This window comes from Photobacterium kishitanii, from assembly GCF_000613045.3.
GTDB classification, from domain to species: Bacteria; Pseudomonadota; Gammaproteobacteria; order Enterobacterales; family Vibrionaceae; genus Photobacterium; species Photobacterium kishitanii.
Genome location: NZ_LN794352.1, coordinates 1421882 through 1434621 on the forward strand (window position 1 = coordinate 1421882; position 12740 = coordinate 1434621).

Annotated in this window: 14 protein-coding genes; 5 read left to right on the forward strand and 9 right to left on the reverse strand. The window is 39.3% G+C overall.

Annotated elements, in window-relative coordinates; translation table 11 throughout:
- Positions 1-259 precede the first annotated feature (259 nt).
- From PPBDW_RS06785 to PPBDW_RS06820, 8 genes are all read right to left on the reverse strand, one after another.
- A complete protein-coding gene (locus PPBDW_RS06785) occupies positions 260-847 on the reverse strand; it encodes a TfoX/Sxy family DNA transformation protein (RefSeq protein ID WP_036794267.1) in 588 nt (195 codons plus the stop codon).
- A gap of 372 nt (positions 848-1219) precedes the next feature.
- On the reverse strand, positions 1220-2224 hold the full coding sequence (gene purR, locus PPBDW_RS06790) for an HTH-type transcriptional repressor PurR (protein ID WP_036794269.1): 1005 nt from the start codon (positions 2222-2224) through the stop codon (positions 1220-1222).
- Between the two features lie 386 nt (positions 2225-2610).
- Positions 2611-3408 carry a heme ABC transporter ATP-binding protein gene (locus PPBDW_RS06795; RefSeq protein ID WP_036794271.1) on the reverse strand — a complete coding sequence of 266 codons (798 nt, stop codon included), beginning with the start codon at positions 3406-3408 and terminating at the stop codon, positions 2611-2613.
- Positions 3405-4442 carry a FecCD family ABC transporter permease gene (locus PPBDW_RS06800; protein ID WP_036794273.1) on the reverse strand — a complete coding sequence of 346 codons (1038 nt, stop codon included), beginning with the start codon at positions 4440-4442 and terminating at the stop codon, positions 3405-3407. The genes PPBDW_RS06795 and PPBDW_RS06800 overlap by 4 nt, the downstream gene beginning before the upstream one ends.
- Before the next feature lie 18 nt (positions 4443-4460).
- A complete protein-coding gene (locus tag PPBDW_RS06805) occupies positions 4461-5378 on the reverse strand; it encodes a heme/hemin ABC transporter substrate-binding protein (RefSeq protein ID WP_419675034.1) in 918 nt (305 codons plus the stop codon).
- Positions 5378-5797, reverse strand: coding sequence for an ExbD/TolR family protein (locus tag PPBDW_RS06810; protein WP_036794275.1), 420 nt, complete (start codon positions 5795-5797; stop codon positions 5378-5380). Before PPBDW_RS06810 ends, PPBDW_RS06805 begins: the two co-directional genes overlap by 1 nt.
- Positions 5794-6495, reverse strand: a complete 702-nt coding sequence (locus PPBDW_RS06815) for a MotA/TolQ/ExbB proton channel family protein (RefSeq protein WP_036794278.1) — start codon at positions 6493-6495, stop codon at positions 5794-5796. Before PPBDW_RS06815 ends, PPBDW_RS06810 begins: the two co-directional genes overlap by 4 nt.
- A gap of 2 nt (positions 6496-6497) precedes the next feature.
- On the reverse strand, positions 6498-7286 hold the full coding sequence (locus tag PPBDW_RS06820; protein ID WP_036794280.1) for an energy transducer TonB: 789 nt from the start codon (positions 7284-7286) through the stop codon (positions 6498-6500).
- 408 nt (positions 7287-7694) lie between these two features.
- Here PPBDW_RS06820 and hutW point away from each other — a divergent pair, with 408 nt between their 5' ends.
- The 4 genes from hutW to PPBDW_RS06840 all read left to right on the forward strand — a co-directional run bounded on the left by hutW (position 7695) and on the right by PPBDW_RS06840 (position 10917).
- Positions 7695-9122, forward strand: coding sequence for a heme anaerobic degradation radical SAM methyltransferase ChuW/HutW (gene hutW / locus PPBDW_RS06825; RefSeq protein ID WP_082386818.1), 1428 nt, complete (start codon positions 7695-7697; stop codon positions 9120-9122).
- Between the two features lie 36 nt (positions 9123-9158).
- The gene (hutX, locus tag PPBDW_RS06830; protein WP_036794281.1) at positions 9159-9677 is read left to right on the forward strand and encodes a heme utilization cystosolic carrier protein HutX; all 519 of its coding nucleotides are present in this window, start codon (positions 9159-9161) and stop codon (positions 9675-9677) included.
- A 73-nt stretch (positions 9678-9750) separates the two neighbouring features.
- Entirely contained in the window at positions 9751-10308 is a 558-nt protein-coding gene (hutZ, locus tag PPBDW_RS06835; RefSeq protein WP_036794282.1) for a heme utilization protein HutZ, read from the forward strand.
- A 213-nt stretch (positions 10309-10521) separates the two neighbouring features.
- Positions 10522-10917, forward strand: coding sequence for a hypothetical protein (locus tag PPBDW_RS06840; RefSeq protein WP_036794283.1), 396 nt, complete (start codon positions 10522-10524; stop codon positions 10915-10917).
- 90 nt (positions 10918-11007) lie between these two features.
- Here PPBDW_RS06840 and PPBDW_RS06845 read toward each other — a convergent pair whose 3' ends face one another.
- Complete coding sequence (locus PPBDW_RS06845; protein ID WP_036794284.1) at positions 11008-11586, reverse strand: hypothetical protein; 579 nt, start codon at positions 11584-11586, stop codon at positions 11008-11010.
- A 415-nt stretch (positions 11587-12001) separates the two neighbouring features.
- Between PPBDW_RS06845 and hypB the strand changes: the two genes are divergently transcribed.
- On the forward strand, positions 12002-12739 hold the full coding sequence (gene hypB, locus PPBDW_RS06850; protein ID WP_036794285.1) for a hydrogenase nickel incorporation protein HypB: 738 nt from the start codon (positions 12002-12004) through the stop codon (positions 12737-12739).
- The last annotated feature ends 1 nt before the right edge of the window (position 12740 follow it).

Below are 12740 nucleotides of genomic sequence, written 5' to 3' on the forward strand. Positions count from 1 at the left end.
CGTTGTCGAACGTTAAAGATACGTTTTAGGTAAGTGATATAGAACTGACATTTAAGAAATAAAAAATTATGTTTTATTGTGGTATTTAGATTATTTATTAATACGCATATTTAAATAAGTAATATTATGCAATTTTATTAAGATTAAATTTAGATGACAATGCTAGTAGGCGAATACAAATTCAGCTCTAGAATAAATTAAAGAGGCACAAGGCCTCTTTATTCTTAAGTGTCACTTAGCCAGTTGACGGATATATTTATTATAGTTTTGCTAGCAGTTCATTGCGTCTGCTTTCAGGTATTACTGACCAATGTTGGCCATGTATGGCACCTTCTAGTGCCCATAATAACTCTATACTTAAAGTCGTTTCTTGTGTTTTTTGTAACGCTTTATAAGCTTCGAGTGCACCAATATTATGTAACTGTTCAATAGTTTTAATACCTATTTTCTTGAGCATTCTTTCATTTGAAAGTCGTAAATTAGGTAAATCTTTAATTCTATCTGGAGTACAACATTCTTTGGCTTTTTTGTCTTCTTGTGCTGCTTTAAGTGAATATTTAGCTTGTTCTACTATTTTTTCAGGGTGTTCCCACCACTCATCAAGAATGGCATAGTGTTTCGTTGTTACAGGGAAACCACGTTTTTTATATATATAAGGTTCTAAACCCGCTTGTTTAAATTCCTCTTCTGTTTTTGAATTTGCTCGTAGATGGAGTTTATTATTAACCACTAGTGCGAACATTGCTTCGCCTGCGAAAATACCAAAGCCACCAAACATTGAGCGTGATTTTACATTACCTAAATGATCTAATAGTTTTAATGAGTTTTTTAATATTGCTTTGTCCATACTTCTACTCGATGAATAAATGAGTGTCAGCTAACATTAAAGTAGTCGTAAATTTACTTTATTATTAAAGCTATTTACATGAAAATTTAACTACTTTAAATCATCCATGCATTCCTCTATAAATAAAATAATCAGTATCGAAAGTTTATTTATAGCCTGTAAGTCTTTTGCTTACTATTATATGTATTTACACGAATCATTATATTCGATCTTTGAACAAGGTAAGTTTGAATATTAACGAAAGCTGGTGAATATGTGACATTGCTCGTATTTTTTGGTTGGAATGGTCGTTTTAAAAGCGGTGAGAATAGTAGTTATTATATAGAGTGAAAAAGCCAATATAAATATTGGCTTGATCAATAATTGACGGTATTAGCGTAAATCTTTTACAGATTTTCGTTCGACGATAGCCGGCGCCATTTCAAAAATTTGACGTTCGTGATCTTTATCTTTCATGCGCTCCATTAAAATCTTAATAGCTGTTTTGCCTAAACGACGTTTTGGTTGATGGATAGTCGTTAGTGGTGGCGCAAAGTAAGGTGCTAGATCAATGTTGTCATAACCGATGATTGAAATATCACCAGGTACACGTAATCCTGCTTGTTCAAACGTACTAATAAGTGCCATTGCCATAATGTCATTAAAGCAAAAAATAGCCGTTGGGCGTTCAGTCATTGCAATATATTTCTCAGCGGCTTTTACTGCTGAATCACACTCAAAGTCACCTTCAAGGATCCAGTCTTCGTTAACCGCTAAGTTTGCTTCTGCCATTGCTTTATTAAAGCCTTTTAGGCGCTCACGACAAGTAGACTTGTCATTGTGGCCAGATAAGCAACCAATGAGAGTATGACCATGATCGATAAAGTATTTGGTCGCTATATAGCCACCTTGTTCTGCATTATCTTGAATTTTATCGGTATGTGGACTCTCTGGGCCCCAATCCATAATCACCATTGGTAAGTCTTTTTGGCGCTCAAGAAGATCCAATAATTTTTGGTCAAGATCAGAACACATCACTAATAAGCCATCGACACGTTTTTCTGCAAGCATGCGTAAGTAATCGCGTTGCTTAGAAAGATTCCCTTCGGTATTACATAAAATTAGGGTGTAGCCTTCACGATAGCAATACTCTTCAACACCATGTACAACTTCAGCAAAAAAAGGGTTGGTCGACTTTGTTACTAGCATGCCAATAGTACGGGTGGTATTACATTTTAGACTACGCGCAACAGCACTTGGTGCATAGTTAAGGTCTTCAACTGCCGCAAGTACTTTTTTCTGTGTTGCTTCTGCTACAAAGCGCGTTTTATTGATCACGTGTGAAACTGTTGTGGTTGAAACCCCAGCCATACGTGCAACATCTTTAATGGTTGCCATATTTATTCTTCTAATAATGAGCGCTAGAGGCGTTTCTAGCTAATAGTGTGGTATCAAATTGAGTAATCACTGAGATTAATAAAATCCATCTTACTTATGTAAAGCATCTCGTTAATTATTCAATTTGACACCGATTCAGTGCCTATTACAGACTTTAATTGTATTCAACGCCAAAATCCGCATTTATTTTGCGGCTTTATAATTATTGCATATTTTTCAAGTGTAATCGCTTGCGTTCACATTTTACTGAGTGTTGAGCGTAGTGCAACGATTCTATTGTTTTGGATTAAATTATTTGATGCTATCAACAAAAAAACGTAAATTTCAGCAAATTTATCGTCGTGTTACTGAAATTTACTTGATGGATTCATTAATGATGCTGTTTTTTAACACGATGATAATAGGTAAGGGTAACCATGAATAGGGTGGGAGTGAACGGAAACTTGCCAGCCATAGACGGCATTAATCACTGCTGGATCTAATGCTTGCCATGGTGAACCATCCGCTTGAATTTTCCCGTGTTGAATAATTACCATTCTTTGAGCGTACTGCGCCGCTAAATTGAGATCATGTAATACTACGATCACCGCAGCACCTTGTGCAGCCATTGCCTGTGCGGCTTGCAGCGTTTTATGTTGATGGGCTAAATCCAGTGCTGAGGTTGGTTCATCTAACATTAAGATACACTTGTTATTAGCTTGGCTTAGTTGCGTTAATACTCGCGCGAAATGGATCCGCTGTTTTTCTCCGCCGGATAAGGTTGGATATAAGCGTTGAGAGAGATGAATAACATCAGTGTTGTGCATAGTTTGGGTGGTTATATGATCTATTTCCTGACGTGATAAGCAAAGAGGCATGGTGCCAAGCTCGACCACTTCTTTACATGTAAAAGCAAAAGAGAGTGAGCTATGTTGCGGTAATATACCTAAATGGCGTGCTAGTTCTGCGCGTTGCCACTCATTAATATCACGATCGAAAAATGCCACATCACCGCTTTCAGGGGTCATTTCACCACATAATATTTTGAGAAGGGTACTTTTACCTGCTCCATTAGGGCCTAAAAGCGCAGTGACTTCACCCGCTTTAATATCAATACTGAAGTTATCTAATAATACTTTATCGGCTAATGTGAGCTGTAAGTTGCGTGCTGTAATCGCCGTCGAGTGTGAGAATGTCGCCGTCATGCGATTCTGCCTTTTTGCTTATTAAGTAAATAGATGAAAAATGGTGCGCCTAAGATAGCAGTAATAATACCCACCGGAAGTTCTTGTGGTGCAAAGGCACTACGAGCGATCATATCTGCGACGAGCAGTATTAAAGCGCCTAAAATAGCGGAAATTGGTAATAATGTTCTATGGTTTGGCCCTGAAATCATACGACCTAAATGAGGGATCACCAGCCCTATAAAGCCAATCGGGCCTGTAATCGCCACCGTGATCCCTACACCTGCGGCACACACAATAATTAAACTGCGTTTGAGGTGTTGAACATTAACGCCCATATGACGAGCTTCAGCTTCGCCCAATAAAAACGCATTGAGTGCATTGGCTTGGCGGTAACAATAATAATAAATCACTATCAGACTCATAAAAGCTAAGCCAATATTAGGCCAAGTTGCGCCTGCGAGAGATCCCATTGACCATAAAGAAAAATCACGTAGGGCTTGGTCATCCGCAATATAATTCAGTAATCCTAATCCTGCACCTGAAATTGCCCCAATCGCAACACCAGCCAGTAACATGACGACCACAGAAGTCCCGTTTTTATCGGTGCCAAGGTGATAGACCAAATAGGTACTGATGGCCCCGCCTAAAAAGGCAAAAAAGGGTACTGCGCCAATATTCATTAATAATGGGTATTGAGCCATCAATGGTGCAAATAAAATGATCGCAAAAGCAGCCCCAAGTCCTGCGCCGCCAGAAATACCAATAATACCTGGATCGGCAAGAGGGTTACGAAATAGTCCTTGTAGGACCGCACCACAAATAGCCAATATTGCACCAATAGCAATGCATAATAGTGTCCGTGGTAAGCGTATCTGGTGAATCACTAAATCAACGTGGGCGGCGAGTTGGTGCTCGCCAGGTAATAGGGCAATAAAGCTGTCTTTATAGCTAATGTCCATTGGACCAATCGCAATTGAGCTTAGTAGCGCAAATAACAGCGAGCCCATACTGATCGCGTAAATGACAGGCGGGGAAATACGAGTGACATTCATGGTGACATTTATCTCAGATTACGACTGTGGGTAAAAAACGCGATTGAGGCGCATGGCTTCATTAATACTGTGAATACCTAAACCACCAATTAATGCGGTACCGTCAATGACAGCAATAGCATTATTTTTCGCAGCAGGGGTCGCCGCTAACACCGGCATCTTTTTCACTAGCTGTGCCATATTTTTAATCGATGCTGTAGTGCGACTACTCAATAAAATAATGTCGGGTTGCATCTGTAGAATAGCTTCAGTCGATACCGGTTTGTAATTTGTCACTACGGTTGCTGCAGGGTTAATCGCACCCGCTAAAGTAATAATACTGTCTGCGGTAGTGTTTTTACCCGCAACACTGATTGGGCGACCATCGTGAATCATTAAGAACAACACTTTCTTGGGTTGTGTTTGGTGTAAGTTGTGTTGCTTAATATTGTCGACGGTGGTTGTGATTTGTTGCTTAAGCTGCTGCGCTTGTTGTTGATGCTGAGTTAAGGTTGCTACTTGATCGATGCGATGGAATAAATCATTGACAGTTTCACCACCATTAACAATATCAACCTCAATCCCTGATTGTTTTAGCAAGGTTAATGTCTTTGGTGGACCCATTTCATCTGAGCCAATGATTCTTGTTGGTGCTAACGCAATCAAACTCTCCGCTGAAAGTTGACGGTGATAGCCCACTTTAGGGATCGCATCAGCAACCAATGTTTTACTGGTGACATCCACTGCTATCAATTGTTGCTTAGCACCTAAGGCGTTAATAATCTCAGTAATTGCAGCGCCAGCACTAATGATACGAGACGAGTCTGGAGTAGCTTGAGCATGTGCCATTGGTGATAATACACTTGAAGCTGTCATTAATAGGGTTGCTGTAAAGAGTACTTTTCGAGAAATTTGACGCCAAGAAGGTGTGATTAAAAGAGAGTTTTGACGGTCCATTATTGTTGATCTTCCATTAATAGTTGAGTGGCTTTAATGTCATTTTTTTGTAGGAAAGCTAATAGTTTGAGCATTTGTTCTACTGAGGCTTTTTTATCAGCACCAATCACAACGGGTTTATTGGGGTGCGTTTTTACTTCTGTTAATAACTGCTGATTAAAGCTATCCCAAGTGCTAACTGATTGGCCTTGTAATGCCCAATAAGGTTCATTTGCAACGAGATTTATCGTAATCGGATCGGCCTTGGTTGTTTGTAATATCTTGGTGGCGGTTTGTGGCAGTTCCACATCTAACGCTTTAATTTTTACGGTCGCGGTAAGTAATAAAAACACCATCACAATAAAAATAATATCTAATAACGGCGTTAAATCTGGGTTTAATTCATCACTATTCTGATGACTATTATTAATGCTTATCATGCTGAGGTACCGTTGTAAGCGGGATTTTCCTCACAGGTATCACACGGTTTCACTGGGCCATTACCCGCATCAAGATTCATTCCTTCCAGCCATAAATTGCAGCGATTTAAACTGTGTTCAAGTTTTGCCATGATGCTATCTGCCCATAGCCCTAATAATTGTGAGCCAGTAATGGCTGGCAGCGCAATAATCAGTCCAGCAGCAGTAGTGCGCATTGCTAAACCTAGGCCATCAGCAAGATCACTGGGTGTAACAGAACCAGTAGACAGTGCAATGCCTTTAAACATTTCAATTAAACCAAGTACGGTTCCAAGTAGGCCAAGTAAAGGACTAATAACACCAATTAAGCTGAGTAATCGTAATCCTGAGCGTAATTGCTGACGTTTCTGAAGCAACCAAATACCTGCGGCATCTTCTCGTAAAGGTTTTGTGAAATGGCGATGAGAGATCAGCATGGCAATGCCTTTACATAATAATGGTCGTTGGTGCTTGAGTTGTTCTGCTAATTGATCAAGCGCACGATCATCATGCCTATTCTGCTGTTCAAGTAATGCCGTGACCTTGGTTTTTCCAACGCCAGTACATAACAGAACCTGTATTAAACGCTCGACTAAAATCATGACCGTTAGTGCAGAGCAGGCGAGCAGTGGCCATGTCATAAGGCCAAATTGTTGAGTGAGGTTGTCAATAACAGTCATGTTTAATCCAATTTAAAACGTACAGGGATTTGTACTCGGTGGGCAATCGCCTTACCGTTAACAATGTGAGCAGAAAAGTGCCACTTCTTGATCGCGGTGAGAGCCGCTTTATCCAGAATATGGGCACCAGATGATTTGATCAGTTTTTGTTTTAACTGTTGTCCTTCAGTACCAATCCAAACTTCAATCAGCACTTGGCCTTCTATACCTCGGCGCTTGGCTAATTTAGGGTAATTAACCGCGCCTGGGCGAGTTGCAAAAGTCGGTTTCGATACTAATTGCAACGTTTGCGCTCCGGCAGTAGAAGTCGTTGCTAATGTTTTTTTATTTAATTGATTAGTAATGGTTTTTGTCGCTTTTAATGGTTTTTTTTCTTTATGCGTTATTTTGTTAGCTATAGGTTGTGATTGTTGGGTTTTCGTTTTCTTCGGTGTAACGTGTTTTTTCTTGGTGACTGTTGCTGTTGATTTCGCGGTTTTCGTTATTTTTTTCGGTGGTGTTGGTGCTTTTTTAGTGACGACTTTATGGGTGGTATTGGTTTTTGCTAAGCGTTTCATTGTAGAGACAACAGGGGTCTTTACCGGTGTTGACACTGTAGGCATCGTGGGTTTTGCTGTTGGCGGAGGGGTGTCAACTACCGCTGGTGGTATGGCTGCAAATGTTAAACTAACCCGTGGGGTATCTGTCCCCATAGTGAGTGTTATTGGATCTTTTGTTGGCATAGCAGCAAGAAACATACTGTGCACCAATAGTGATACCGCTCCAGCGGCTACGTAACGTTTAGTATTCACTATGCTTACCTAAAACTAAGCAGCAAAGAACGTTGTCAGTAGTGATTGAAAGTTGATGCAAAATAACGCCTCCGTTGCTTGTTGTTTGTTTTGTTAATAATTTCATGTGGTTAATGACTTTGTTTTTGTCACGATAGCTTTTTTTACTCATTATCCACGAAATGCGAATAATATCAATTATCATTTGCAATATTATTCAATGCAAAATATCATGCTGTTAAATGACATTTATAATCATTGATAGAAGTGGCGATGTACCACTTTTACGCTGATGTTTTGTGATAAAAAGTTTAGAAAGTGACAGCAAACAATCATAAATAATGTGGTTAGTATCGATTTGCCGCCAACCTGATCGAAATACTTAATTACAAGTTACTTAAGAGGGGCTAGTGAACATAGCCATTTAAGATGATAAATGCCGAACAATTAATATTGCCCGTTAATGTACCCGCTATATTGGATACGTCTGTTTTTGAAAGCGATATTCTTGGTGAAAATACGCCAGATCCATTGCGGTTTGGTTTTCGACGTAAATTATCAGCACATGCTGGTGGCAGTGGTCATGCTCCAATTGCGAGTGAGCAAATACAGCCATTAGCGAAGCAAGTATTGCAACTTACGACGCCACCTTTAAATAAGCGGTGTTTATATGTTCATATTCCATTTTGTCGAGTACGTTGCACCTATTGCAGTTTTTTTGAATATGCATCGAGCCAGCGTCTAATTGATGATTATTTTGCGGCATTAATGGTTGAGCTTAAATATAAAGCGGCTCAACCCTGGACCCAAGCAGCCCCTTTTCAAGCTGTGTATATTGGTGGTGGTACACCGACAGACTTAACTGCAGCGCAAATTAAGCAACTTGGTACCATGATTCGCCAATACTTTCCGTTGGCAACTGATTGTGAGCTGACGCTAGAAGGGCGTATTAATCGGTTTAGCGATGAAATGTTTGAATCGGCACTTGAAGGTGGATTTAATCGTTTTTCGTTTGGGGTTCAGAGTTTTGATACTCAAGTGCGCCGCCAAGCCAAACGGTTAGATGATAGAGATGTGGTACTTAAACGTATTAGTGAATTAGCCGCGACTGATCAAGCTCCGATTGTGATTGATTTACTTTACGGCCTGCCTTATCAAAGTATTGATGTGTGGCAGCAGGATCTAGACGATTTTCTTGATTCAGGTGCTCATGGCGTTGATTTATATCAGCTTATTGAAATGGGTAATACCCCAATGGGGAAAATGGTCGAACAAGGTCGTTTACCAGAACCTGCTGATACTATGACCAAAGCTTCAATGTTTGAGATTGGCGTTGATTATATGGCAAAGCATCATTTACGCCGCTTAAGTGTTAATCACTGGGCGCGGGATAATCGTGAACGGAGTTGTTATAACAGCTTAGCGAAAACAACCGCAGAGGTTTTACCGCTTGGTGCTGGAGCTGGCGGTAATGTCGGTGGTTATGGCTTTATGCAGCATCGTAAACTTGAACGCTATATGGATGATGTGAGTAATCAGCGTGTTCCATTTGCAATGATGGTCAAATCGGCGACAAATGCTGCGATTAATACCGCTATTAAAGCAGGGTTTGATCGGGGAGTCATCATCGCGAAAGAGTTAGATAAACAAGCAGGATGGTCATTGTTTAGTTATTGCTTACCGTTATTTCAGCAATGGCAAAAAAATGGTTTTGTAGTATTAGAACAACAAGGAAGCCACCGCTATTTGAATTTAACGTTAGCGGGACAATTTTGGTCTGTAACGCTTGCGCAAGCATTGATTCAAGTAATAACTACCGCGGTTGTAAAAGCTCAACCGCAGCCGTGTGTAAACTAAATAGATGTGCTAATTGTAACCAAAAGGATGATAACTGTGTTTACTCGTTATACCCACGATGAATTAAAAACTAGGGTTGCAGAAATATTGCAACAAAATGAGCAACTTCATGCCGGAGCGATTGCTGAACAATTGCAGGTAACAGAAGGTGAGGTGGTGTTATCACTACCATCAGAATTGGTTTTCCCTATGGCTGGTAACTTAGCACAAACTATTGCTGAGGCACTACCAAGCTGGGGGCCAGTAACAACGATTGTGCATTCAATGGGATCTATTTTTGAGGTTAAAGCGCCTTTTCCCAAAGGCAAGTTAGCACGCGGTTACTATAATTTAATGGGTAAAGAAGGTGAATTACATGGTCATTTACGCTTAGATCTTGTCGAGCATATTGCGTTAGTGAGTAAGCCTTTTATGGGCCAAGAAAGCTATTTTATCGGTTTTTTTGCAGCGCAAGGTGAGTGTGTATTTAAAGTTTATTTAGGACGAGATAAACAACGTAATTTATATCCTGAGCAAATTGAAAAGTTCCAGCAGTTAAAACTCTTAGTGAGTTAATAACAGTAGTCAGCTAAAAATATAATAACAACATATGAAAGTAGAATGTTAGTCAGCATTTAAGGGAAATAAAATGAGTGAAGTAAAACAAGAGCGATTACAAAACCGTTTAGGACCAGAGATTAAGGAATTTCGTGAGGGATGCTTAACACTGCAACTCGCCACGGTCGATATTAATGGTAAACCCAATGTGAGTTATGCGCCGTTTGCATTACTTGAGGATGGTTATTACGTGTTAATTAGTCAAATTGCTAAACATGCACGTAATTTACTTGAAAATCCTCAGGTCTCATTGATGATGATTGAGGACGAAACGACTGCTAAAACCCTTTATGCCCGTAAGCGGTTAACCTTTGAAGCAGATGTTAGTGTTGTTGATCGTAATAGTGAATGTTGGCCGTTAGCGGTTGCGGCTTTGCGTAGCCGTTTTGGTGAGATTATTGATGGGCTCAGTGGCTTAGAGGATTTTGTCTTATTCCGTTTAGCCCCAACCCAAGGATTATTTGTGAAGGGGTTTGGTAAAGCGTTTCAAGTCAGTGGTGATGACTTAGTTGATTTTGTTCACTTAGAACAAGGTCACCGCCGAATTAAAGATGGTTCTGAAATTGAAACACCAGAAGATAAATTATAAATAGCTTATAGATTGTAGCGACGAGATAATTCCCCCTCTCATGCCTGTTGATTAATCGCAGGCATGTGTTCGTTTAGGGCGTTATAGCAGACTCTAGCGACGGCCATTATAGATAAGTTGATCCCGATCATCGTAATTTAGAGCGAAACTTGAACTCGTACAAATACCTGTGATAATTAGCATATTAATTGCTTAATTATTCGGATCAATACGATGACGGAAGAACATAAAAAGGGTATTTGGTTTGCTTATATTGCCAGCTTTCTAACCCCGTTTACTTTATTATTATCAGGGATTATCGCCATTATTTATGCCGGTTATAAACTGGATAAAGGCACTGATGAAATAGCTTATAGCCATTATTACACTATTATTCGTAGCTTCTTTTTGTTTTTAACTTTTTTTGTAGTGTTAGGCGTATCTGCTGCAACAACAACGGGCATGATTGCAGGGGCAGAGTACTGGGTTCATAGTGATATTCTTGATAAGATATTGAATGTATTACCTTTCATTGGTGGTGCTATTGCTATTGTTGCGATCGTCGTGTGGTTTGCAAAAATCATTAATGGCATGCGATTACTAAATAAAAATCAAGCGGTTAAGTTGTAATAGCCATTGTTTAATTTATCAGATACAAAAAAGGATAATCAATTGATTATCCTTTTTTATTGGCTACAAAGAGAATATTCTCAATGGCAATTATTTTTTAAACTGCATTACAAGTTGATCTAGTTGCTTAAGTAGATCAGCAGTTTTTGAATCTTGCTTCTTCATTGCATTAATAACATCATCTTGTACTTGCTTGTCTTGCTTGCTAATTGCAGGATCGTTCAAGATAGTGCGTTGCTGCTTCTCAAGCGTAGTACGGATAGTTGTAAATTCTTTTACTAACTCGGTACGCTTGTCATTTGAGAGTTCTTTCTTCGTTGCTTCAACTTGAATTTCTTGAGCACGTTTGATTAACTTCTCAGGTTGGTAACCCAATGCTTTAACTTTATTGTTAAATGCAGTTTCGTAAGCTTTCATCTCAGTGATTAGTTGAGGGTTTGCTTTTAGTGTTTTTACACGAATAGCAGCAAGCTCTTGTTGGATTTTACCAATTTCACTAGCAACATGTTGTTGTTCAGCAGTGATTTGATGAGACGACACCATAGGCACAGTAGTTGGAGCATCTTTAGCCATTGCCACTGTTGGTGCTGCTGCAAATGCACAAGCTAAAGCGACAGGAGCTGCGACTTTAAGAAGCTTGGTTTTTAAACTAGGTGTTTTTGTATGCATTATGGTTTCTCTTTTGTTCAATGAATAACGTTACTATTCAAGAAAGCTTGAGAGAGCATCGTTAGCGAGTCTCAGCATGATAATCTTGAAGTGCTTACGACATAACATACGCGCACTGATCTACTGTTATGTCAGATCAGTGTCATTAAGCCTGAAGCTAAACTGAATTATAGAAGTTTCTATTTTACCAGTTAGTCGGGAAGGACGGTATATATATAATATCAATCTAATGATCCGTAAAATAAATTATCACACAAATTGCATTATCCCCTCAAAGCATAGATAATCAATACTCATAATTCTCAGAATTTGAGTGTTTAATAACCTGAACTGAGTCCTCTATAATTTTATCTGATATTTTATGCTCATGGTTGAGCCATAAATATAGATAAAAGTCCCTTCTGTTGGAGTTCATATGTGCCAAGATTGCGGTTGTTCATTACCGAGAGGTGATCATTATCACCATCATCAATTACAAGCTAATCCACAATTAAATGATAAAAAAACATTATCAGTGATTCATAAAATTCTTGATAAAAATGATGTGGAAGCTGCACATAATCGTGCCCATTTTGAAGCACAAGGTGTGACTGCATTTAATTTGATGAGCAGCCCTGGTAGCGGTAAAACGACATTACTTGAGCATTTGCACCAGCATACTGATTTAAAATATGCAGTAATTGAAGGTGACTTAGAAACATCGCGTGATGCTGATCGTCTAAAAGCACACGGTATCGATGCTTACCAAATTCAAACAGGCTCTGCTTGTCACCTTGATGCCTTTATGGTTCATGGCGCATTACATCACGTTGAACTCGCAAAACTTGATATTTGCTTTGTTGAAAACGTCGGTAATTTAGTTTGTCCTGCTAGTTATGATGTTGGTACTCATAAAAATATCGTCTTAGTTTCTGTGCCTGAAGGCGATGATAAAATTGAAAAATATCCAGTAATGTTCCGTCGTGCAGATTTGGTATTGATTACCAAATGCGATTTACTGCCATATTTTGATTTCAGTATTGATGAAGCTAAAGCACAACTTAAAAAACTTAATCCTGAGGTAGAAGTGATTACATTATCTACTAAAGATGAAGCAACCTTTGCGCCTTTGGTTAATTGGCTAACGGCTAATCTGCGTCCACAGGAAGCGTAAT